Genomic DNA, 24,417 nt, shown 5'->3' with positions numbered 1-24,417 from the left:
TGAAACTAACCCGGAGTAAAATGAGCTACTCAAGGTTTTAAAGTTGTGAGTCCTTTTCTAATCAAATTTGCAGATACCGGTTTTTCCCCTAACTCACGAGACCAAACGGATAACTGGCCTATATGGTGGATTTCGTGCGCAATGGTGTGACGCATTACTTCTCCCCATGTGAGAATTTCGATGCTTCCATCCTGTCTGGTTTCTTGTAATTCGTTCATTTCCATATGGTTATCCCATGCATGGACAAACTCTCTTACGTCTTTTTGAAAGAGTGCATCCAATTCCTTCACCCGCTCCAGACTTTGATACTCGTCAAAACTCTCCTGGAAATCAGGCTTGCCTTGCAAGACACGAATCCAGCTCCACTCCACATCGATAATATGGAATAATGTGTGCAAAATCCCCCCCACTCCACCTGTCTGGACTTTTAATAATTCCTCCTGAGGTACGTCTTCACACCATTTGTACCATTCTTCTCTTACGACCCAGTTGTACTGAAAAAATGTCTTCATCTGTATTCTCCTTTCTCTTTCACTTAAATAAGTAATTCGCCAATCAATCGATAATTTCCTATCATATGAGCATTATTGTTTTTTTTGCATAGGCTAGAAAGATGCAAATAGAAGAGTTTTTGAGTTAGAAGGGATGAGAATCAATGTGTGGAATTACAGGATGGGTTCACTTTGAACGCGACTTGCGAACACAAGCATCTGTAGTTGAAAACATGACAAAAACATTGGCCAAACGCGGACCCGATGATGAAAATGTATGGTTAGAATCACATGCAGTATTTGGGCACCGACGATTGACAGTTGTTGATCCTATAGGTGGCAGGCAGCCAATGACGAAAGTACATCATGATACCCGCTATACACTTTGCTATAACGGAGAATTATATAACACGGAAGATCTTCGGAAGGAATTACTGCGAAAAGGCTATACCTTCTCTGGACACTCCGATACAGAAGTACTACTGACTTCCTACATTGAATGGAAAGAAAAGTGTGTGGAATATTTCAATGGCATATTTGCCTTTGCCATTTGGGATGAAAAGGATCAAAAAGTGTTTATTGCTCGCGATCGTTTAGGCGTAAAACCGCTGTTTTATACGGAACATGGCGGGGGCTTTCTTTTCGCTTCAGAAATTAAAGCTCTTCTTGCCCACCCAGATATGAAAACGCAACTGTCTCGCGAAGGATTAGCAGAAGTGCTGGCTGTGGGGCCATCCCGAAAACCCGGTTCCGGGGTATTCCATGGAGTGAAGGAATTGCGACCTGCTCATGCATTAACCGTTTCACGTCAAGGACTTCGAATTTGGCGCTACTGGAACGTCAAAAGTGAACATCACACAGATTCAGTGGATGAAACGGCAGAAAAAGTTCGTTTCCTCGTAACGGATGCCGTCGAACGTCAACTTGTATCAGACGTTCCACTCTGTTCCTTTTTATCAGGTGGGGTTGATTCCAGTGCCATTACGGCCATTGCAGCCAATCGTTACAAACTAGAAGCAAAAGGACCTCTTCATACTTATTCCATTGACTATGAAGACAATGCCAAGTTTTTTAAAGCAAATGAATTTCAGCCGAATGCCGATGGACCTTGGATTGATAAAGTCGTCAATACATTCGGAACCATGCATCACTCTTCCATCATTACGCAAGATCAACTAATAAATTATCTGACTGAAGCCGTGCATGTCCGTGATTTACCTGGTATGGCGGATGTCGACTCCTCCTTGTTGTGGTTTTGCAGAGAAATAAAAGAGGATTTCACAGTTGGTTTGTCTGGAGAGTGTGCGGATGAAATTTTTGGTGGTTATCCATGGTTTCACAATGCTAATGATTTAAATGGCACTGGTTTTCCGTGGATGCGCTCCACAACCGAGCGAGTTTCCTTATTAAAAGATGATTGGCGCAAAAAACTCAAACTCGAAGATTACGCACGTCAGGCCTATGAACAGAGCGTTGCCGAAACTCCTCGTCTCGATGGCGAATCAAGTCTTGAAGCAAAACGGCGAGAAATGTTTTATCTGAACATGGTTTGGTTCATGACAACACTTCTTGATCGTAAAGACCGTATGAGTATGGGAGCAAGCTTGGAAGTACGCGTACCATTTGCCGATCACCGGCTTGTCGAATATGCCTGGAATATTCCTTGGGAAATAAAAATGGCGGGAAATCGGGAAAAAGGTATCTTGCGAAAAGCATTAGAGGGCATGTTACCCGACGAAGTCCTTTACCGCAAAAAAAGCCCTTATCCTAAAACCCATAATCCGTATTACACCGACCGTGTCCAAGGCTGGCTGAAAGACATTCTGATAGACAAAAATTCGATTCTACATGAACTATTTGACAGTGACCGGTTGAATGAATTGGTTGAGTCGAAAGGAACTGCATTCAAAGTTCCATGGTTCGGTCAATTGATGTCTGGGCCACAGCTTCTTGCCCATCTCGCTCAAATGCACGTTTGGTATAAAGATAACAATATTCAATTGATTGATTGATTATTTCAACGAAAGAAAGAGCAGATTGAAGTCGAATTGACTCAATCTGCTCTTTTGTTATGACTTCATACCGGTATAAATTTGAATGGCATCTCTGAAGAATGCAGCCGTTCCTGGCTGTTCTTTATCATAGTAGGCAGTAAAGCGTTCATCATCCACATACATCTGCCCAAGTCCTGCATGTGCTTCCTTGCTATACTTTGGCCAATAGTACATAAGCCATTGTTTATGCAGTTCAGCGGCTTTTTGGGCTTTCTCACTTGCGGGATCTCCCGTCTTGAAAGCTTCCGCTAAAGTCATGGCAATTTCATTGGCAAGCTTTGTTACTTCATCATGTTGTGCCTGCGTCATGTTTTTTAATTTGCTATTTGATTGATTGACCGTGTCATCTCCATATTTCGCACGAATTTCTTTGCCGTATTGTTGTTCATTATCATCTACCATTTTTTGTTTGAAGCCTTCAAATTTCTCATCGTTCGTCATGGTACTTCTCCCTTCTGTTGAAGAAATCGATTTTTCCACGTTGGCAATCAGTAGATCGAGCTGCTTTCTTTTGTCGAGGAGTTGTGAACGATGATCATTCAAGGCTTTCACACCATCAAATGAAGGATTGTTCACGATTTGTTTGATGTGTTCGAGACTCAAACCCAGTTCTCTATAAAACAAGATTTGCTGTAACTTATTGACTTCCGCTTGGCCGTATATCCGATATCCTGATGAATTGATTCTCGCCGGCTTGAGAAGATTCATCTCGTCATAGTATCGCAATGTGCGTGAACTGATTCCCGACAATTTCCCTAATTTTTGAACTGTGTATTCCATCTCGTCACCTCCTCTTGATTTCATCGTACTCCTTGACGTTGCGTCAATGTCAATTGGAAAATCTAAAAAACTTGCAATAAGCTGAACTTTCGTACACTACTATAGTAAATCATTTCAATTGACTAATCATTTAAACGTATCTATATTAGTACAGTGAATAAATATAGCCCTCATCAGCTTAAGATGAGGTAGAGATCGCGATAAATAATAGTTACTTGAAAAAAAGTCAGAGAACAGAACTTGCTGATTTCAAGCGAAAGAATTTTTCGCAGAAGCACTGATCGCTCTGATTACTAATGCTGGGACTGGCACTGAATAAGTGCAGAACTGTCATAGTGATTGACCATGAAAACTATCTTTTTGTCTGATTCGGTTTTTGCACACCGTTTCTGAATGCGTTTTATGTATTTTTATTTTACAAATCATATTTTTTGGGTAGATAGAAGATGAACGAAAGGAGCATATGCTTATGAACACGAACAAAAAACTAGGTTTATGGATTTTAACTGCGTTAGTAGTTGGAAATATGGTGGGATCCGGCATTTTTATGCTCCCCCGCACATTGAGTGAAGTTGCAAGCCCTGCCGGTGTATTATCCGCTTGGTTGATTACGGGATTTGGAGTGTTGATGATTGCACTCGTGTTTGGCAATCTTGCATTGAGAAAACCAAATTTAACTGGTGGTCCACAGATTTATGCAAAGGAATTGTTTAAGCCGGGCAGTAACGCTTCCACGTTGTCAGGATTTATGTCTTCTTGGGGATATTGGATTGGTAATGTTGCTGGTAATGTTGCCATCATCACCACTTTTGCAGGTTATTTGTCCACGTTCTTCCCTATTTTAGTTAATCAGGCTGAACTGTTTACCATTGGTAACTTCACTTTAAAAATGGGGAATGCACTTACCTTTACAGTTTGTACATTATTGTTATGGGGTGTGCATTATATCATCCTAAATGGTCTAGAAAATGCCGGGAAGATAAATTTTGTTGCCACTGCCACGAAAGTAATTGGATTCATATTATTTATTGTAATTGGTCTATTTGCATTTCAAAAAGCGAACATTCTTCCTTTTGTAGCGCCGAGATATGATGAGCTTGGACAATCTATTGGTCTTTTGGGGCAAGTTAATGGTGCAGCAGTAGCAACTCTTTGGGCATTCGTTGGTGTTGAATCTGCCGTGGTATTTGCATCTCGTGCTAAAAAACCAATCGATGTTAAGCGTGCAACGACGATTGGACTACTTATTGCTCTTACCATTTATGTAGGGATCAGCACGCTAGTTTTAGGAATGTTAAGCCATGAAGCACTAATCGCTTCTGATAAACCACTTATCGATGCCATTTCAACTGTGTTGGGACCAGTCGGTGGAAAAATTCTTGCCGCCATCGGTCTGGTCAGTTTATTTGGTTCCACAATTGGTTGGGTTATGCTGAGTGCTGAAATTCCTTACCAGGCAGCTAAACAAGGTTTATTTCTCCCTTCATTCGCAAAAGTGAATAAGAAAGGGATACCCGTCTTTTCTTTGGTCATCACTAATTTAGTTGCACAGGTGTTCATATTCTCCACGGTATCAAATACGATAGCAGCCGCTTTTGATTTCATCATTATCGTCGCAACGCTGTCATATTTAGTTCCTTATTTCATTTCTTCTGCTTTCCAGTTGAAGCTGGTCTTTACTGGTGAAACATATAAAAATGGAAGAGGTAGAATTACGGATGGGATTATAGGAGTTCTTGCTACCCTTTACTCCATTTGGGTTATTTATGCAGGTACAGCCGACCTCAAGACTTTTACATTTGGTGTAATCCTATTAGCCAGCGGGATTCTGTTTTACAGTCGAGTTAAAAAAGCAAACAACAACATTTAATACCCAAAACGCCCACTTCATCTATGAAATGAAGTGGGCGTTTTTATGTAAATAAGCTTCAATCATAGTCATACATCCTGTTCTGCAATGAACCATGTATTTTATACAACCTGGAATGCGATTCTGTCTACCTGGACTGTCAATCTGTCTACCTGGAACCTCAAACTGTCTACCTGGAGGTATGCTATTTGAAAATACCCCAACCCTTTGCAACTATGAATGGGAATTGTATTTTATACAACCTGGAATGCAGCTCTGTCTACCTGGAACCTCAATCTGTCTACCTGGACACACAAACTGTCTACCTAGACCACATTCTGTTTCCCCAGAAGTAGCGAAGGTGGAGCAATATTCGAGTTTCATTAAAAAAGAGTGCTGTTTAGGCACTCCTTAAATCAGTCGGTATTTTTTAGGGGAAATTCGAGTGTATATAACCATCTTACTTTCGAGAGAATTTCCTATTTTACTAGCATTTTCTATGGTGGAAAGATGCACCGATGATAATTAGTAAAATGAAAAGAACTACAATTATTGCAAAAGTACTCCCGCCTCTACGAGAGCAGTGGTCGTATTGACCACCACATGGTCCATAGCCACCACATTGACCGTAACCGCCGCCGTAATAATCCATGATAAAGTCCCCCTTTCCTTCAAAGATTCTTATATGATATGAAGGGGATGATGAAGGACCTAGGGATTTAGCGGAGTAAATGAGCTTTTTTGTTTACTGAAATGATGATTCCTTTTACAATTTATAGGATATTCTTTGACAAAGACCATTGTGTGTGTAATAATAGTCAAGTTAACATGTAAGGTAACAATTAAGTTTTGAAATTCTGGCATCTACTCGATGTTTTTGATTAAACTTATTCACACTGGCGCGACTATAGGGTCGCAAGGACGTAAAAGAAGGTAGGGTTTACGTTGCTTAAGGAAGACACCCAGTGGACAAATGACCGCGGCACGGAAAGCAAGGAACACTTTCTTAGGAAATTATTCCCCGAATATTCGGGATGAAAAATTATCATTCAGACTTTATGTTATCTTATCTATATAAGGGACATGCCCAATCGGGTATGTCCCTTTTCCAATTTTAATTTGAAATCACAATAAAAGCCGCACCTACTGCCAGGTTCCCCTGGACTCGGTGCGGCTTTCTATTATTTATTCACCTAAATCCACGTTATGGTAGACTTGTTGAACGTCTTCTAGGTCTTCAATCGCATCAATCATTTTCTCGAATTGCGCTTGTGTATCTTGTTCAAGCGTGATGTCATTTTGTGCTAGCATCGTCAGTTCAGCAACTGTAAATTCAGTAATTCCTATGTTCTTGAATGCTTCTTGCACAGCATGGAACTGATCAGGCTCAGCATATACAATCACAGATTCCTCTTCTTCTAATACGTCACGCACATCAACGTCCGCTTCTACTAAAAGTTCAAATACTTCGTCTGCTGATTTGCCTTCAATCCCAATAACAGCCGTTGCGTCAAACATGTAAGCAACCGATCCACTTACACCCATGTTGCCGCCATTTTTACCAAATGCCGCGCGTACATCAGAAGCTGTACGGTTTACGTTGTTCGTCAGTGTTTCAACGATAACCATCGATCCGCTTGGACCAAAACCTTCATAACGAAGTTCATCGTAGTTTTCTTCCGAACCGCCTTTTGCCTTTTCAATCGCACGATCAATAATAGTTTTTGGCACACTGTACGTTTTCGCACGCTCAAGTACGACTTTAAGTGCACGGTTTGATTCGGGATCCGGCTCACCTTGTTTAGCTGCCACATAAATTTCGCGACCAAACTTTGCATAAATCCGACTTGTATTTGAATCCTTTGAAGCTTTCTTTTCTTTAATATTATTCCACTTACGTCCCATATCGTTTCACTCTCTTTCACGTATATGTATCTATATCATACTATTACTAAAATGACCGCTTATGCACTTGCTTACTGTTGCATTATACACCAAGAGACATAAAAGTTTCGAGTGAAATCTCATTCGGGTGACAACAGAAATGCCAACAAAAAAGCGAACCCCATCAGAGCCCGCCTTTTGCTTTAGAGTCCTTCAGTACTGATACGTGGTTGTGTGACCACAGTCTCCGTATTTTCATTTTTTTCTTCCGATACATCATTTGAGGAAAGTTTTACATTCTTTTTCTCAGTTTCCTTATGTGTCATGATTCTTTCATCTTGTTTATCTTTGTTCATGGGTTCAAACATAGGTACACCTCCTCAATACGTTTGTTTAGATATAGGTATACCCGCAATTCACTTTTATCACACCCTTCAATTACTAGCGGAAATTCTTTTCCAAGGATCACAATAAAACCATTTTATTTTCACACGAATGTAATTCTGAAAAGACGAATGTTTTTAATGTTATTATTAAAATTGTTCGATTTTTAACATAATATTCACTTGAATCTATGAATTTTGTAAGTTAACATTGTCAAATATAGATTTAAGGGAATCAATTTGCGAATTTCCATTCACACAAAAATTATTACAAGTGAAGCAGATTATGAAAACTAAAAATCGGGTTGGTTAATTGCATTTTCCGCTATAGGAGACCTTTTTGGCTTGGTGCAATCCACGGCTATGTATTAACAGCTTGGGCTGCAGCTGGATTGATATGCTCGATAGTTGTATCATGGATTCGTGAAACAACAGGCAGTTACCAAGTAACGCTAATCGTATTCTCGTTTCTTTTTTTAGTCGCTTTAACCATTTCACTGTTAATTCGATTAGATATACAAAAGCTTCGCCAATTAAATGCAGAGCAACGAGATTTTGTTGTTAAATCGTAAGCAAAGGTAACTGAGAAGAAGTTTACTCATCAGGCTCAATAAAAGGAACAAGGAAGGTTGGGAAATTCATGACATTTACAGACTTATCCATCGCAACGAATGCAACCATGTTACCAATCCAGGAAATCGCAGACAAAGCAGGGATTCCTAGAAAAGCACTTGAACTTTACGGCAATTTCAAAGCCAAAATTGACGTTTCTTCCCTGCCACCTGCAACGAAAAATGGAAAAGTTGTCTTAGTTACTGCCATCAGTCCGACGCCCGCAGGAGAAGGGAAATCAACTGTGACGGTAGGATTGGCTGACGCGTTCAACCAGTTGAATGAATCGGTCATTGTTGCATTGCGTGAACCGTCTTTAGGTCCTGTGATGGGTGTAAAAGGTGGTGCCACTGGTGGTGGATTCGCGCAAGTATTGCCCATGGAAGATATCAACCTGCATTTTACGGGAGATATCCATGCCATCACGACTGCCAATAACGCATTATCCGCGTTTATCGATAATCATTTACATCAAGGAAATGAATTGAATCTCGACCCACGAAGAATTGCATGGAAACGAGTGCTCGATATGAATGACCGTGCATTAAGACAAATTACCATTGGATTGGGCGGTCCTATGCAAGGAATCCCTAGACAAGATGGTTTCGATATCACTGTAGCTTCTGAAATCATGGCCGTTCTTTGCCTTGCCACTTCTTTAGAAGATTTGAAGGAGAAGCTTGCGCAAATGGTCATTGCGTATACATACGATAAAGAACCCGTAACGGTTCGTCAGTTAGGTGTAGAAGGCTCCTTGACGATGCTTTTGAAGGATGCCTTCAAGCCGAACTTGGTCCAAACCATAGAAGGAACACCCGCCATTATTCACGGTGGTCCTTTTGCCAATATTGCACATGGCTGCAACTCCTTGATGGCAACCAACACAGCAAGAAGACTTGCTAATATCGTCGTAACAGAAGCAGGATTCGGAGCAGATTTAGGTGCGGAGAAATTCATGCACATCAAATCACGAAAAGGTAACTTCCATCCTGATGCCGTTGTCATAGTCGCAACGGTTCGTGCATTGAAAATGCATGGTGGCGTCTTGAAAACCGAGCTGACACAGCCAAATGCTGATGCAGTTAAACAAGGCATGACCAATTTGGCGAAGCATGTGGATACCGTCCGTCAGTTTGGCATTGAGCCGGTTATTGCTTTGAACCGTTTTATTACCGATTCACAAGATGAAATGCAAGAAATTATGGAGTGGGCTCAAATACAAGGCGTGAATATTGCCCTGACAAATGTGTGGGAGCAAGGTGGCAAAGGTGGACTTGAATTGGCGAAGCTCGTTAAACAAGAACTGGACAAACCTACTGACTTCAAGTTACTGTATGACGAAATGGACTCCGTCGAAGAAAAACTGCGTGTGATTGTTCAGCAAGTATACGGTGGAGCTGGCGTACAGTTAACGGATAGCGCGAAGAAAAAGCTGGTCGAATTGAAGAAATATGGCTGGGATGCTTTGCCTATTTGCATGGCCAAAACACAATATTCCCTTTCGGATCAACCGTCCCTTCTTGGTCGCCCTGAAGGCTTCGTTATTACCATTCGCGATATCATCCCAAAACTGGGTGCAGGGTTCCTAGTCTGCCTGACGGGTGATATCATGACGATGCCAGGATTGCCAAAACAACCAGCTGCGTTAAAAATGGATATTGATGCAGAAGGAAATGCTGTCGGGTTGTTTTAACCTCTGATTTGAATAAATGACTCTGTTAAACGGTACGGTTGTTTATCGTACATTTGCGCTTGCCGCACGTTCCGCATGAGCCAAGAAGTAAGAAAAAGCACGGCTTTCGCAGAATCTCTTCTAATTTAAAGGGATCTTCGAAAACTCGTGCTTTTTTATTTAGCCCTACGTGGAGCTTAAGTGTTTACTAAATTCACACATTCACACTCGCCACTTGTTTCCATCGATTCATCATTGCCCGCTCTACAAAGTCGGGTTGATTTGCATACTGACGTATAACATCTTTGATTTCATCCGGGCTATACTGATCATTTCGGTTATGGGCAAGTGATGGGTAGCCAGAACCGCGCTGTAAATAATCGGAGCTAGCGACTGAATACCAAACCTCATCTTCCATTAGCCTTTTGCCAATCATTACACCTTCAATTGTTTTGCCATCGTGAATTATGTCAGCTCCGGAAATGTGCAGCCTGCCAACGAATTTCCCTCTGAAGCCAGGTCCTCTGCCATCTGCCAAACAAACCTGGGCATCTAGTGATTGCTCCAACGCTAACTTGATGTCTTTGCCTTTCACTTCAAATGATGTTGGGTTTAAGGGGGACGGACACACCTCGATCAACTTTTTATGGGATAGATCGTGAAAAATACCTGAATTCGCAATGCCACTGTTGATTAATCCAATCTCGCACTTTAACATATCTTTCAATCCGTCTGCAATGAGATTTGTCAGCGGATTTTCATCCAGGACATCATGCCAAAGTGGTTGTTCAAGATGATAGAGAGGACGACTCAATGTCGTTATGGCCTTTGCTTTATTCTCTTTCAAAATGGTCGTTATACGTTCATCGTTTTCTTCATTTTTTGTTGGGAGAGTGGCCGAATAAATCAGTTCTACATGTTTATTTTTGTTTATTTCAATGTCTACAATCCCTAAGTATTCACCGTAATTGCCAGCACTGTTCATGATGGTGCCATGGGCAATTTTCGCTTCATTGTACAGCTGATGATCATGTGCAGACAGAATGATATCTATTTCCGGAATATCCTCTGCCACTTCCTCATCGGCTACCGTGCCTAAATGGCTCAGTAAAATACACAGGTCATACTGTCCTTCATTGCGTTTGATTTCGTTTGCTATCATGTCTTTATAAGGATATACATGGATTCCTAGACCCTCATTGAAAACCCCCATATCCGGGGATGAACCGGTAATCAAAATGCGGAAACCATTTTTCACTACAATAACGCTGGAAACAACTCCTTGAATGATACTCAAATCTTTTTTCACCAAATTGTTGCTGATAAAAGGAACGGAGCTATGACTCGCCATATGCTCGAGAGTTCCTACACCGTTGAACATTTCGTTGTTTCCTATGGTTATGGCGTCATATCCCGCTTCTTCTAACAGCTCAATAGCTGCGATGCCTTTTGTGCCCTGCAGTTCAATGCTTTTAAAGTCCGCAAAATCCCCACCATCGAGCACAATGGTATTTTCATTTTTATATGTTGAAATCAGTGTGGCCATTCGTGAAAAATTGTCAAAGGTGCTATGTAGGTCATTGGTATGTAAAATTCGTAATTTCATGTTGTTCCCCCAATTTTTGTCTCTACTTGATTATTCTATCTATTTTTTCATATTCCTTTTTATTAAACGAAATAGCACAATAAAAGGCTGCACCGTTTAAGGATGCAGCCAAAAATTATTGGGATGTATTGGTGTTCGCAATGGCAGTTGCCAAGCGATCAATGACAGGAACTGTGCTAGATTTTGTATTTTGAGTTTGGACGGTGAAAATCAGCCATTCACCATTTCTTGTTTTAGCATAGCCTGCTAGAGCACTTACATCGTCTAAACTGCCCGTCTTGGCAATTACATTTCCTTTAGCAGGTGCTGTCTTCATTCGCGTTCGTAACGTTCCGCCAACAAATCGTTCAGGGCTACCTGCTATTGGCAATCCTTTACGAAATGTTCCATACCAAGGTTCTGACCTGACTAGATGCAGTAACTTGGACATCTGGCTTGAAGGTACTTTATTTGCATGCGACATTCCAGATGCGTCTTCAAATACCCATTGGTTCACATCTAAGCCGATAGAAGCTGCATAATTTCGCATGACTCTAAGTCCGGCATCCCAGCTGCCTTTTCCATATGTAACTTTACCCATTTCCTTTGCCAAAACTTCCGCGTGCGTATTGTTGCTTAACTTCAAAAATGGAATCATTAAATCTTTTAATGGCATCGATTTTTTGGAAAGAAGAACGCGTGCCGTACTAGGTGTAGTGCCCTGTACCACTTTAGATGTTGAAACAAACGATATCCCTTTAGAAGATAAAGATCTCTTGAAAACATCCATCGCATACGCAGTTGGGTTGGAAACAGCAATCCATTCTTTACTGCCTGCAGAACCGATTGGAGCATTTCCTGTTATCACCACTCTATTCGTGCCGACTTCACGTTTGATTTTCAACGTATTGCTATACCCTTTAGGAACTGTTTTAGATAAATTAACAATGCGTACGACACCCGTAGCAGGTGTTAACGTAACTTGTGCAGCTCGTCCATTCACGGAAGGTTTGGCACTCACAATGACAGAGCCTGCATCATAATCCGTATTCGGTGAAAGGCTTAAAGCAGAAATTTGTGCAGCGTAATAATAGGATTCGTCTTCTCTTGCAATCCCCGGTGAAAGCCGATCAGCATCGTACCAACTGTCGTCCCCGATAATGTGTCCAGACAGTCGCTTTACTCCACGATTAGCTAGAATTGAAGCAAAATGATCGAAATCGCTTTTTAGTAGAGTTGGATCCCCTTTTCCACGAAGATACAGATTTCCATACAAAGTTCCTTTTGAAACCGTTCCATTTGTAAGAACATCTGTGGAAAAGCGATAGTTTTCTCCAAGTGTTTCCAAAGCGGCAGATGCGGTGAGGGATTTTAGAGTTGAAGCGGGAGTAATGCCTTTATTCGCATCTTTTTGATAGACAATCTCACCTGTAGTTGCTTTACGAATCGTCACACTCGATGAAGCACTGGTCATTCTACTGTCTCTCATAACCGTATTCACTGAGTTCTGTAAACTTGTATAAGAAGAAGCAGCCTGTACAGATGCCTCCTTGGGCAAAGTTATCAAACTCGTCCCAGTGAACATGACCAATGTCGTCATTCCAATTAAAATCTTTCGTTTTATTTTCACTTCCTACCTCCAACAATTAAATAAGATATTCCTATATTACCATGGAATTATCAGATAATACCGTCTATAATTACCTATCTATTACATGCGGTAAAAATGCCTAGAAAACAATATAAAGCCCCGCACTTTTTATGAATGCAGGGCAGAAGATATTGTTTTCTTCTCTTCCACATTAGTTTTAAGGTGCCAACTTTTTTTCAAACTTAAAATAAGAATAAAGACGATATCCAAGAACGACAAAAGCCAACAAACCAGTCAATCTCCCATTTTCATCTAATAAGAAGAAAGCAGCTATTCCTAATATTAAAGCTATTAACGTCTGAATATTACCGGACAACCCGTTGAGTGGTTGATTTCCAACAAAAAATGTCCGCATACCTTTTATATCTTTTGAATAACATTCATCATGATACGGTACTAATTGAAATAAAAAAGTTGTCGTCACTAGATCATCTCGATACTTAATTTCTTTCCTGCATCTCTCACAGTAAACACCATGATTCAATAACTTCACCCCTAATTTTATTTATTGTGATTTATCTCATTTAATCAGACAAACCATAAAACTATCAGTTATTTTCTTAACGACGGAACCAATTTCTTTCCAATACGTTTTTTAGATAAAGGGAGTGGAATCCATGTCTAATAAGCATAGGACAGTCTTCAAAGTAGCTGGATATTTTATTTTGCTTTTCGGTTCCCTTATATTTGGAATAGTACTGATCGTAAATCATTTGTTCTTCAATATTGATCGGGTTCCTAAGGGTGATTTGCTTGCTGAGGAAGTTTCCCCCACCGGAGACTATACGGTCCTGACTTATGTAAGTAACGGTCACTCAACAGTTGCACCTGCCGTCAGAGGCGAAGTGATCTATCATAATAAGAACGATACCAAACGAAATCTGTATTGGGCTTACCGAATTGAAGTAGGAGAAATCAAGTGGATTAATGAACATATTGTCTCCATAAATGGAATGGAACTTGATGTTCGCAAAGATACGTATGACTTCAGAAAAGACTGAGGACTAAACGAGGAAGCCGCTCCCAGTCACAATGAACTTAATTTTCGTCTTCTATTAGCTGAAGATGTTCCTGCTTATTAAGAAACCTGATGATACGAGTGTTCTGCTTGATTTCGAGCAAATGAATTCCTGTATCTCCCGTCGGAAAAGCAAATTCCTGATTCATCGGTTGTTTGAGAAATGCTTTTAATATGTTCGAAATCATTCCTCCGTGAGAGACAATAGCTACTCGGTCATAATGTTGATATTCAAATAAGATTTTATGGAAGATGCTATCTGCCCTGAAACGGAATTCTAATTCAGATTCACCTTCTTGAATAGGGATATGAATTGGCCTTCCTCCTTGTGGTAAGGGATATTTAATTGCAGCTTCATTTCTTGATAGTCCTGCCAGGATTCCATTGTTAAATTCCATCAAATCATTCTCTACGATTAATCCACAGCCAATAGATTCTTGTAAAATGGTTGCGGTCCTTCTAGCCCTTTTTAAAGGACTAGTTAGGATGATGTTTGGTCTATAATGTTGTTCTATGTATGTTGCCATTATACTAGCTTGTTGTTCACCCAGTTCTGTTAAAGGAAAGTCTGCCCTACCTTCATGTACCTCCAATAAATCAGCCTCTGATTCTCCATGCCTTATGATTAATAATTCCATAAAAACCCTCCATAAAAAAAATACACTTACATAGATTGTGGCATATACTGTTATTTATTTACAATAATATTTTTTATTTATTTTAATTAATTAGATAATATAGATTCCAAGAAGAGATTCCTTATGTTATGATAGCGAAAATTAAAAGCAATGATGAGAACAGTAAATCATCTGGATTCTTGAACAGAGAGCCCCGTAGCTGAAAAAGGGTAAGCATTCACTGATTGAAACAAGTCTCTGAGCCTCACATGGGAACCTTGAACTTTAGGGGGATGGTGTGACGGATGCTCCCGTTAAAGAGCTACAGTATAAGCATGAAATATATGCCGTACTTGAAAAGGTTCTGATGGTGACATTAGGACAAACTGGGGTGGTACCACGACATGTCAATCTCGTCCCCAAGACAAATCGTCTTGGAGGTGGGATTTTTTGTTTGCCAAAAAAACATGTCGGAGGGATATGAAATGGAATTATCTAAATGGAAATTCCGCGCTTATTATTTAAGTGCCGTAGGAATAGCGAATATTGGAGGATGGATTTATTTATTGGCCATCAACTTAATGATTTTTGACACGACAGGTTCCGCATTTGCAGTTGCGGTACTGTATATGATTAAACCGTTTGCGTTTATGCTTATGGGATTTTGGTCGGGCAGTGTGATTGATCGTGTATCGACGAAGCATTTGATGATTGTCCTTGATGTAGTGCGGGCATCACTCATTCTGTTCATTCCTTTTCTAGATTCCATATGGGGCATCTATGCGGTTGTGATGATTATTCAAATGGCAGGCGCAATGTTTGGACCTGCCTCTTTTACCTATATGACGTTGCTTTTGCCGGAAGACGAGCGAAAACAATTCAACGCCATGCTCAGTTTTGTTCATTCTGGTGCGTTCATCTTGGGACCTGCTCTTGCGGGGATATTATTTATGCTAGGCTCTCTTGAAATGGCGTTGTTTGTGAATACTGGTACGTTTTTATTATCTGCTGGATTGATATATTTGCTTCCGAGACAAAACCGTATAGACTCATCTGAATCTACAAACTTTACTTGGGGAACAATCGTACAGGATTGGCATTTAGTTTGGAAGTTCAGTAAAATGGCTTTCCCTTTTGTTGTCGTGTATATGGTCTTTCAAGTGGCCATGTTGTTAACGGCTGCGCTTGATTCAACAGAAGTGGCTTTTGCGAAAGAAGTTCTTCATTTAACGGATGCGGCATATGGTTCACTCGTCAGTGTGGCAGGAATCGGCTTTTTAGTAGGGGCATTTTGCACAAATCTATTCGTTAAATTCATGTCGGCCAAACATTTGATGTGTAGTGGGACCATTTTGGTATCCACCGGGTATGTCATCTACAGTTTTTCAATGAATTATTTGATGGCCAGCAGCGGTTTCTTTATCCTTTGTTTTGCACTTGCGTTGGCAAATACGGGATTCACGACCTATATCCAAGAAAACATTCCGATAGATATGATGGGAAGAATCTCAAGTTTATACGGAATGGTCATCCATTCTTTGCAACTGTTGGCTGTTCTGATTTTTGGGATAGCAGCACACTCGTTTTCGGTTCAAGCAGTCGTAATCGGTGGTTCCCTTCTTATGTTAATCATTTCTCTCTTCCTGATTGTTTCAGTAAATCGTCTTGCTCATCCAAAGTGGCAATAGGTTAACTCGGTAAATGCAGGATTTGACCAAAACACTGAAACGATTAGCTCCATATAGTAAAAAGGGGAGAAATGCTGTCGCATTCCTCCCCTTTTATTAACATCCCTTGTTATTGTTTCGGCTCAAGACCTACAAGACGCAGGAAGTATTCCAGACCTTTCTTTCCATTGCCAAGTGATTCTTTTGGCTGCTTCTTAGCAGGTGCATCCGGGCCTTTCGTTAAGAAGTTTTTCTCGACGAAACGAATATCTGTTTCGTCCACCACGCCGTCTTGATTGATATCTTGCGGCACAATTGATGGATCATTCGTACCATAGGCCTCCGCAATACTTTGGATATCGAGGATATCAATCAGGCTGTCGCCATTCACATCCCCTGCAATACTTCTCTGGCCAAATCTTATAAATTGTCCACGTAGCTCACCTTTTTCATTATATCCAGGAATGAACTTCTTAATTACTTTGAGATGCCCCGGAATATCGAAAACAACTGAATATTCTTGATCGCTAGCCGGGATATCATTGATAACGTAAGATCCATTCTTATTAATTGTTCCTGGATACTTTTCACCGCTTCTGGAGAGAGCATATACTTGTGCACCTATTTTTGAATAATCCCACTTTTTCAAACTTTCTCCTTGACCTGGTCCTCCAGATTTCATAAATGCTTCCGGCGTGATGGATCCCTGCAACTGTGTATGTTTAGAAATTATCGTAAAGTTTTCACTGTAGTAATAAGGAATGGCAGTGTCTACTGTTTGTCCCGATTTCTTATAAGACGCCTTCTGTACCATAAATCCTTGTAAAGAATTGTAGTATTCATCATTCACTAATTTTAACGTTACATCGAGGAATGGCATATCCCCATCCAGTCCGCTGAATGCATTTCCAGTAATGGAAGCACCGATTTTCAAACTATTAGTGGTGTATAAACCTTCCGTCACGACAGGCTCATGGAGTGATACCTGTAAGCCTTTTTCCTGTGCATACTCTTTTACTGAATTGTTTAGCTTCACATTCGCAAACTTGAATAATTCTTTGTTGAAATCTATATTATACTCTCCGGATACAAGCTGTTTCACATTATTAAGGCTGAGTGTCATCGTAACGTTATCGTCGACTTTTAACTCGGTCTTATCAAAACTGGAAGTCGTATATTCCGTCCCTTCTTTCAAGAAGGTATATACTTGGAAATTATCTACCGTTGCAATATCCCACGTTCTCAATCTCAAAGTTAAAGGTTTTGTTGCAATATCACTCGCTTCAATTCCGATTTTCACATCTCCATTTGCTTGAATCGGTAAGTACCCGCTCATTGCATTAGAGTTTGCATAGTAAGCCATTTGGTTTGTCGACTGATCGAAGTCCAACCCTTTAGATTGTAATAGATTCACTGTCGCATCCTTAGCTGTTCCATGCAGCCACACTGCTCTTTGACCATCTTCTACTGTAAACATAGAATCATTGACTTCGATTACACCCGGTTTTATATTCATGTTCACTTCTGGTACTGTATTGTCTACGATAAGCGGATTGTTTATAACATATGATTGACCTTCCTCATCGTGTGCAATTGTTTCCAGTATATAATCGCCTGCTGGAAGCTTCACAGCATAATCACTGATCGGCTTGGAAGGATCATTGGTAAATGGATAGACCGAACCGCCGAACGCACCCACAAGAAAAGTTTCTACGTCTAATAGTAATTTACTCACATTCACTGTTCCTATGAACCCTACAGCTTTTCCTGTTTCACTGTCTTTTACAAGCACATCCATGGTTTTCATTGGGCTATTCAACTTCATGATGCCATGAATGAGGGAGTCATGATATTCCCAGAAAGGATTCATATTTGTCACGGATGGTCTAGTCGTTTTGAGATAAGCAATTCCCTTTTCTGTCACCATGACAGCAAATGGAATTTGATAGGTTTCGTCTGGATTGTTGGTATTGGTCACATGAATGTATCCTTCATATCTACCGTTCGCAGCGCTTGTTGGTATCGTTATTTCGGGATGAAGCTCTTGTACTTGACCGCCTTCCACTGTAATCGATGAAGGCACATCCACTGTAACGCCGTTATTCACAGCACCTTGAATCCCTTTACGCTCACCGTGATATTCCACTTCTAGTGTAAAAGATTTTTCCTCCTGGCTGTTGTTTTGAACCGTCACCTTTTTACTTGCTTCAATTGGTTGATCATCTTTTTTATAATGTTTGCCGAATACAATGGAGCCCGTTTGTTCATCAATTTCTACGACGTTTCCATTTTCGATATTTTGTGTCTTATCCCACACTTTGATGGAGGTATCTGTATGAACCGCTTGATAGGCATCGATTCGTCCTGCGCCCACTTCGTATACAGAATTATCCCCTTGTAAATCATCCGAAGTATTCATGAGTGCCGATTTCACATCGAAAGGCGTGTATTCCGGATGCTCCTGTAAAATCAATGCGGCTGCACCTGCCACGTGTGGAGAGGCCATCGATGTCCCCGACATACGTACGTAAGCATTCTCGTAATTCATACCGTCCTGTGGATCATTGATGAATTCCGGTGTCGTGGAGAATATGGACACACCTGGAGCGACTACATCCGGCTTGATATCATAATTTCCTTCTACCGGCCCGCGTGAACTGAAATCTGCTAAATGATCGCCTTCTGTTTTTGTATTACTTAACGTTTCAAATGTGAAAGTACCATCGCCCAGCTCTTTTAACCGCTCACCATCTGCTTTTGACAAGCGGAAAGAAGGGATTAACCCGACAACCTCGCCCAAGTAGGCAGGTATTTGCCCGTCGACATTGTTATACACAATCACTGATTTAGCCCCAGCGTTTTTGGCGTTTTTGATTTTTTCATCAAACGCAATTTCCCCGCGCTGAATCAACGCAATTTTCCCGCTGACATCTTTCCCGGCAAAATCAGTTGCTTTACCAAGTCCCGCAAATACAATTGGTAAGGATTTTCCTTGTAAATCTTCTAATTGGTCAGAAAAGTCTTTACCTAGTAGCTGCATATTTTCAAATTTCTCGGCGGAAGCGCTTCCACTAAATGTAGGAATGGTCATGGAAACATCGCTTGCCCCTACTGAAATACCGAGAGCCGCTGCACCTGGAGAACCAAGCGTTTTTTCGTTCGGTCCGGCGTTACCTGCAGCAACGACGGTCACCACACCTGAAAGCATGGCATTATTTACTGCGACAGAAGTGGCGTATAAAGGATTGTTCGTCGCGGCGCCGAGCGACATATTGATGACGTCCATGCCATCTGTAATCGCTTGATCGATTCCAGCAAGGATTCCCGCTGTATCTCCTCCACCCCAAACTCCCAATACTCGATAAGCATATAAATCTACTTCCGGTGCTACCCCTTTCACAGCATAATCCACACCGTTTTTCTGTTGGGCTGCAATCGTCCCCGCGACATGTGTTCCATGGCTCGTGTAATACACACGACCAGGATATGTTGGCTTGCCAGCATTAATCCAATCCTCGTAGGTCGTTTCCATCGGATCTGCATCATCGTCTACAAAATCATATCCGCCCTTATAAACATCTTTTAAGTCTGGATGATTGTAGTCAATCCCTGTATCCAGCACACCGACTTTAATGCCTTTACCCTTAATATTCTCGGCATGCAGCTTGTCCACACCAATTTGTGGAATACTATCTGCCATTTTAGGATCAATGGCTTCTTTCGTTTCTACCGGCGGATCCACTTTTACCTCGTAATCTTTAAAGACATGTTTAACTACACCGGATTGCAGTAAATCCTTAACTGCCACACCAGGCAGTGTCATCGATACACCGTTGATGGCCTTTTTATATTCTCTTGTGATGTTTACATCTTCCACTTTGTAATTAGTCACGTTTTTCTGTGATTTCAATGATTGCACATGCTCTTTAAATGCTTTGTGTGATTGTTCCACTTTTTCATTTGCAGCAGAAGAAGATAGTTTTTTTCCTTTCGCTGCTTGTTTCATCACTTCAATTTTCGCCGGCGCCTGTTCAAATTCGACGATGACTTTGACTAATTCAGGGCTATTCGCATCAATATCCGGTGAAATGGTAAAGGTTGTATTTGTTTCTAATTGCTCTAATGCCTTTCTTTGTTCYGYAGTCAGGTTCTTTAGAATTTCTTCCGCATGATCAACCGATTTYAGCTCAAACGGGCTTTTCGCCAATACGTTATATGGAGCACCTTGAGATAATAACATGCCAACAGCTAGCGTTCCTGTAAGAATCTTATTGATATTTTTCTTCTTCATACCGCATCCCCTTGTCCTTWTGTAATTGTTTTCTCTCTTAMCTTATATTTTTTACAAMCAAGTMTTTTAWAGAAGAATCCAYGAAACTAGTTAACTCGATTCTGTCTTTYATCATCYCATATTTCTACTTTTCCGAAAATTAAACATAGGATGTAAATGTTGCTGYTATTGGTTCTATACCAGTATAAAACAAAAGCACTACTCCACGACTTTTAATTTAATCATTCATCTTTTGCGGATAAAAATGGCATCATGCACCGGGCGTGAAAAACCCCAAGTGAATCATTCTCACTTGGGTCGCAATCGATTTATTGTTGGAGAACCGTTACTTGTTTAGGCTTTGTCGTTACTTTAAAACCGTCTTTTGTCACGACATCAACTGATATAGAATACGTTCCATTTTGAAGGTCCGTATTAGGTATCCATTGTGTTTTCAGTGAATGTTCATTTTCTACTTTAAACGAATCGACTATCTTTCCACTTGCATCTTTAACATTAATTGTCCAGTCTACTCTGGCAAAAGCCCAGGCATTAATTTTTGCAGGTTTGCTTTTGTTAATATCTGCAGTTGGAGTGATACTGATCGTTTGAACGGCCATATTTGGATTAATATAGCTCGGATCTCCCCATACTTTGTAAGATTGATTTCCTGCATAATCAATGGCTAAAATAACAATACTTTGTGGTTCTGTATTTGAGAGTATAGATTTTACTCCAACTGCTGGTGAATAAAAATTACCATTAACCCAAAGAAGTGCCGAATTAAAGTCAGTGGCATTATCTTGCGCATCAAAGGAAACTTCATATTTTCCGTTCTTTGGTGTTACTTGAATATTTGAAACGGTCGGAGCGATGGAATCTACCGTCATTGGCATTTTAACAATCTGTGGTTTTGCGTTTTCATATTCTAATGTTGATTTGATTACATATTGGTATATACCGTCTGGTACAAATTGACCGAAAGTGTCCTTCATATCCCATTTATATCCGCCATACATTATATCCCCGTATGACATAATATTTTTTCTGAATTTCCATGGTGTTCCAGTGTATTCACTAAAATCACCTAATTTTTTAATGAGATTTCCAGATTGATCTTCAACATACATTTCAACTTTTTCTAAATTACGTAATGCTTGGAATGACGGAAAGATTCCATCATTAATATAGTTTGGTGAGAAGGCAATATGGTTAAGAGAGAATGTATCAGAATACGGGTTATATCCTAATGGATATCTTTCTGCACTTTCATCCCAAAGTGCCGTATATCCCACAAATGCATCTTTCTCCCATGCAGGAGCATCGATATTTCCTGGTTCATCCCACTCTCCATAGAAGCCCATATATGGAACCGTTAACGGTACTGCCTTTTCTTGGTCTTTGGCTACTGGTACTAGACGAACAAATCCTTCTACAAAACTATTTTTCTTTAAGGAATCTGGTAAATTCACACTAACAGTTAGCTTTTTTGTTTGACCTGGTTTAATTTTAACTAATGCTCCAGTTTTATCTGTTACTTTTTTATTATTTACAGTGACAGTCGCACCATTAATTCGTTCACTCGTTAATGTTAAATACTCTTTTGAATCCAATTGCCCATCACTATCTAAATCGAATTCCTTCATTTCAGTCTTATCTTTCAATAGATCTACATAAACATTGTATTCAATATCATCACTACTCTTTTTACCCTTAGGAGTGTCGAATGCTTCCATGTTTAATTTAAAGCTTGTATTTTGACCGATTTCCTTTAATGCAACTGCTCCAGCTTGCTCTAAAGGCGTGTTACTACTTGTCACAATGACTGGTGTATTAATGGCACTTTGAATTTTCATTATCCCAGATCCTTGTACACGTGGTGAATATGGAACTTCTCCATTTGTCCTTGGATCCATGGCAATATTAGCTGTATTCATTAAAGCAAGTTTTGCTTTTAAAACTGTATCTTCTGAATGAGTTAATCCTTTTTGATAAAGGGCCTGCAATAACAATGCTGAGCCGCCTGCAACATGAGGAGTTGCCATCGATGTACCGCTCATCACTTCATATTCATTTCCTGGTATAGTTGAATAAATATTTCCACCAGGAGCAGAAATTTCTGGTTTAAAATCTAATGTACTAGGTGAACCAATAGATGAAAAATGGGACATTGTGTCTTTCGCTGGATTCTCTACCCAAGTATCGCCTGCAAATTTCATGCTTAAATATTGACCACTTGGCAGACTATTCATTTTACTCAGTAATGCTTCACCTACAGCTTTACTTGTTGACGCCGTTGGTGCTGCAGTTGGCGTTACTGGTAGAGTGGGATAATCTGGCAAAACAGTAGGTGGTATCATAATAATCGCTTTTGCTCCCCCTCTCTTAGCTTCCCACTGAATGGTTGAAACAGTACTATATGGATTTAATAGTTTAACTACTGCAATGTAGTCAGTTTTGCCTTTAGGATAATCTGATGCATTCTTTCCTTCCCCAACATATACCAAATCATAAGGTACATCTGGTGAAAGAACCTTAGAGACTTTAAAATTATACGATGCTGGAAATTGCGTTTGATCTTTGAACGGCACTGAAAAACCACTTGGATCTGCTAAGGCATTTAAATGAAGTTTAGTATTTTCATAGGAAGCAACCGATAACGCATATGGACTGACACCCGGCGCACCAACTGTTCCAATATCCGGATTTTCCGCATATGGTCTTAATGAAGAGAGAATAATATTATTCTTTGTACTATAGGCTGTATTACCAGCTGCCACTACAACAAGGGTGCCTTGTTCTGTCGCAACTCGGATTGATTTTTGGATCGGATCAAAATCTTCATCTACATAGCCTGCATCAACACCTAAACTCATGTTGATTACATCTGCACTCATTGTGACTGCATGCTCAATTCCTGCGATAATATCATCCTCATAGGCACCACCGCCATTATCAGAAAACACCTTCTCAGCTAATAGTTGAACACCTGGTGCAACTCCAGCGACAGCACCCTTCGTTTCGTCGCCATTTGCTCCAATTGTACCAGCCACGTGTGTACCATGCGGACTACCTTTTGTTCCTGGAATGACATTGGTATCATTGTCTGCCCAATCATATCCTGTTGGAACTTTTTCGGAATACCAAATTTCGTTTACGTCTGTCTCAGTAAATTTTTGATTAATTTTATCTTGAGTCCATTTTTCTTTCGCTTTGGCTGTGTCAGATAGATTCATATCTTTGTGCGTATAATCAATCCCGGAATCTACGACCGCTACTACTAATCCTTCACCTTTATAACCATATTGTTCCCATACTTTTTGAGCTTGTACCAATTCTTTACTTGCTGCCATATTTTCCTGGAAAATTCTAGCAACGTGGACATTTCTAACCCCTGGAATAGACTGGATATCTTTTATATTTTGGAACTCTGTTTCTACACTGAATCCGTTAAACCCTTTATAATAACGGTGTTTTACTTTAGTCGGTGAATTTGATTTTGAAGATTTCGTGTTAGCGATTTGGTCGATTACTTTGTCTTGCTTTTGCTTCATTAATATTTTTTTATTTTTAGATGTGTTGTCTGTATTGTCCACATCTGTTGGTTGTTCTACTTCTACAATTAGACGAACAATATCATTTGGATTAAAGGCTTTATTCGAACCTTCTTTTTTAATGTCTTTATTATATAAATCATTACTTCCAGGCTCTAACTTGTCATTATCAAAAAATAAATTTCTTCCTTGTTCCACAATTTCTTCAGCCATTTGCGACTTAGCTGGCGTAACATCACCTTCTGCAGAAATGGTAAGTGATGAAAATAATAAGGAAGTCATCGCTGCTGTGGTCATGACTTTCCATGCCATCATTTTTCTTTTTTTCAT

16 protein-coding genes, 1 pseudogene, 1 riboswitch and 1 other annotated feature are annotated in these 24,417 nt (G+C 40.2%); of the genes and pseudogenes, 6 read left to right on the top strand and 11 right to left on the bottom strand.

Going from position 1 to position 24,417, the window contains the following annotated elements:
* Nucleotides 1–29 precede the first annotated feature (29 nt).
* Nucleotides 30–512: a DinB family protein gene (locus tag AC1DSK_RS04280; RefSeq protein WP_477546755.1), complete on the bottom strand. Its 483-nt coding sequence runs from the start codon at nt 510–512 to the stop codon at nt 30–32.
* A 143-nt stretch (nt 513–655) separates the two neighbouring features.
* Between AC1DSK_RS04280 and asnB the strand changes: the two genes are divergently transcribed.
* Nucleotides 656–2,503 (top strand): asparagine synthase (glutamine-hydrolyzing), encoded by a 1,848-nt coding sequence (gene asnB / locus AC1DSK_RS04275; protein ID WP_477546754.1) that lies wholly within the window; start codon nt 656–658, stop codon nt 2,501–2,503.
* A gap of 57 nt (nt 2,504–2,560) precedes the next feature.
* On the opposite strand, the gene AC1DSK_RS04270 is transcribed toward asnB, so the two are convergent.
* Nucleotides 2,561–3,325: a MerR family transcriptional regulator gene (locus tag AC1DSK_RS04270; RefSeq protein WP_477546753.1), complete on the bottom strand. Its 765-nt coding sequence runs from the start codon at nt 3,323–3,325 to the stop codon at nt 2,561–2,563.
* A 181-nt stretch (nt 3,326–3,506) separates the two neighbouring features.
* A riboswitch (Lysine riboswitch) is annotated at nt 3,507–3,688 on the top strand.
* A gap of 106 nt (nt 3,689–3,794) precedes the next feature.
* On the opposite strand from AC1DSK_RS04270, the gene AC1DSK_RS04265 reads away from it, so the two are divergent.
* Nucleotides 3,795–5,195 (top strand): amino acid permease, encoded by a 1,401-nt coding sequence (locus AC1DSK_RS04265; RefSeq protein WP_477546752.1) that lies wholly within the window; start codon nt 3,795–3,797, stop codon nt 5,193–5,195.
* Nucleotides 5,196–5,661: 466 nt separating this feature from the next.
* On the opposite strand, the gene AC1DSK_RS04260 is transcribed toward AC1DSK_RS04265, so the two are convergent.
* From AC1DSK_RS04260 to AC1DSK_RS04250, 3 genes are all read right to left on the bottom strand, one after another.
* Nucleotides 5,662–5,826: a YjcZ family sporulation protein gene (locus AC1DSK_RS04260; RefSeq protein WP_016429586.1), complete on the bottom strand. Its 165-nt coding sequence runs from the start codon at nt 5,824–5,826 to the stop codon at nt 5,662–5,664.
* Between the two features lie 533 nt (nt 5,827–6,359).
* Nucleotides 6,360–7,079 (bottom strand): YebC/PmpR family DNA-binding transcriptional regulator, encoded by a 720-nt coding sequence (locus tag AC1DSK_RS04255; RefSeq protein ID WP_477546751.1) that lies wholly within the window; start codon nt 7,077–7,079, stop codon nt 6,360–6,362.
* A gap of 182 nt (nt 7,080–7,261) precedes the next feature.
* Nucleotides 7,262–7,426: a hypothetical protein gene (locus tag AC1DSK_RS04250; protein WP_477531698.1), complete on the bottom strand. Its 165-nt coding sequence runs from the start codon at nt 7,424–7,426 to the stop codon at nt 7,262–7,264.
* A gap of 359 nt (nt 7,427–7,785) precedes the next feature.
* Here AC1DSK_RS04250 and AC1DSK_RS04245 point away from each other — a divergent pair.
* Both AC1DSK_RS04245 and AC1DSK_RS04240 read left to right on the top strand, forming a co-directional pair.
* Nucleotides 7,786–8,013 (top strand): annotated as a pseudogene (locus AC1DSK_RS04245) (MFS transporter); the annotation flags it as partial.
* Between the two features lie 68 nt (nt 8,014–8,081).
* Nucleotides 8,082–9,746: a formate--tetrahydrofolate ligase gene (locus AC1DSK_RS04240; RefSeq protein WP_477546750.1), complete on the top strand. Its 1,665-nt coding sequence runs from the start codon at nt 8,082–8,084 to the stop codon at nt 9,744–9,746.
* 193 nt (nt 9,747–9,939) lie between these two features.
* On the opposite strand, the gene AC1DSK_RS04235 is transcribed toward AC1DSK_RS04240, so the two are convergent.
* From AC1DSK_RS04235 to AC1DSK_RS04225, 3 genes are all read right to left on the bottom strand, one after another.
* Nucleotides 9,940–11,331 carry a bifunctional metallophosphatase/5'-nucleotidase gene (locus AC1DSK_RS04235; RefSeq protein WP_477546749.1) on the bottom strand — a complete coding sequence of 464 codons (1,392 nt, stop codon included), beginning with the start codon at nt 11,329–11,331 and terminating at the stop codon, nt 9,940–9,942.
* 115 nt (nt 11,332–11,446) lie between these two features.
* On the bottom strand, nt 11,447–12,940 hold the full coding sequence (gene dacB / locus AC1DSK_RS04230; protein WP_477546748.1) for a D-alanyl-D-alanine carboxypeptidase/D-alanyl-D-alanine endopeptidase: 1,494 nt from the start codon (nt 12,938–12,940) through the stop codon (nt 11,447–11,449).
* A 178-nt stretch (nt 12,941–13,118) separates the two neighbouring features.
* Complete coding sequence (locus AC1DSK_RS04225) at nt 13,119–13,445, bottom strand: hypothetical protein (protein ID WP_477546747.1); 327 nt, start codon at nt 13,443–13,445, stop codon at nt 13,119–13,121.
* Nucleotides 13,446–13,578: 133 nt separating this feature from the next.
* On the opposite strand from AC1DSK_RS04225, the gene AC1DSK_RS04220 reads away from it, so the two are divergent.
* Entirely contained in the window at nt 13,579–13,962 is a 384-nt protein-coding gene (locus AC1DSK_RS04220) for a DUF5412 family protein (protein ID WP_477546746.1), read from the top strand.
* A 37-nt stretch (nt 13,963–13,999) separates the two neighbouring features.
* Here the strand turns inward: AC1DSK_RS04220 and AC1DSK_RS04215 are convergent, their stop codons facing one another.
* Nucleotides 14,000–14,617 (bottom strand): histidine phosphatase family protein, encoded by a 618-nt coding sequence (locus tag AC1DSK_RS04215; RefSeq protein ID WP_477546745.1) that lies wholly within the window; start codon nt 14,615–14,617, stop codon nt 14,000–14,002.
* Nucleotides 14,618–14,758: 141 nt separating this feature from the next.
* Nucleotides 14,759–15,020, top strand: a binding site (T-box leader).
* A gap of 61 nt (nt 15,021–15,081) precedes the next feature.
* Here AC1DSK_RS04215 and AC1DSK_RS04210 point away from each other — a divergent pair.
* Entirely contained in the window at nt 15,082–16,284 is a 1,203-nt protein-coding gene (locus AC1DSK_RS04210; protein ID WP_477546744.1) for an MFS transporter, read from the top strand.
* Nucleotides 16,285–16,393: 109 nt separating this feature from the next.
* Here AC1DSK_RS04210 and AC1DSK_RS04205 read toward each other — a convergent pair whose 3' ends face one another.
* Both AC1DSK_RS04205 and AC1DSK_RS04200 read right to left on the bottom strand, forming a co-directional pair.
* Nucleotides 16,394–20,554 carry a S8 family serine peptidase gene (locus tag AC1DSK_RS04205; protein WP_477598081.1) on the bottom strand — a complete coding sequence of 1,387 codons (4,161 nt, stop codon included), beginning with the start codon at nt 20,552–20,554 and terminating at the stop codon, nt 16,394–16,396.
* A gap of 308 nt (nt 20,555–20,862) precedes the next feature.
* Nucleotides 20,863–24,417 (bottom strand): S8 family serine peptidase, encoded by a 3,555-nt coding sequence (locus AC1DSK_RS04200; protein WP_477546741.1) that lies wholly within the window; start codon nt 24,415–24,417, stop codon nt 20,863–20,865.

Source organism: Paenisporosarcina sp. P4_B8, from assembly GCF_056402175.1.
Note: the sequence above shows the minus strand (reverse complement) of the source record. Positions and strands in the feature narration are given on the sequence as shown.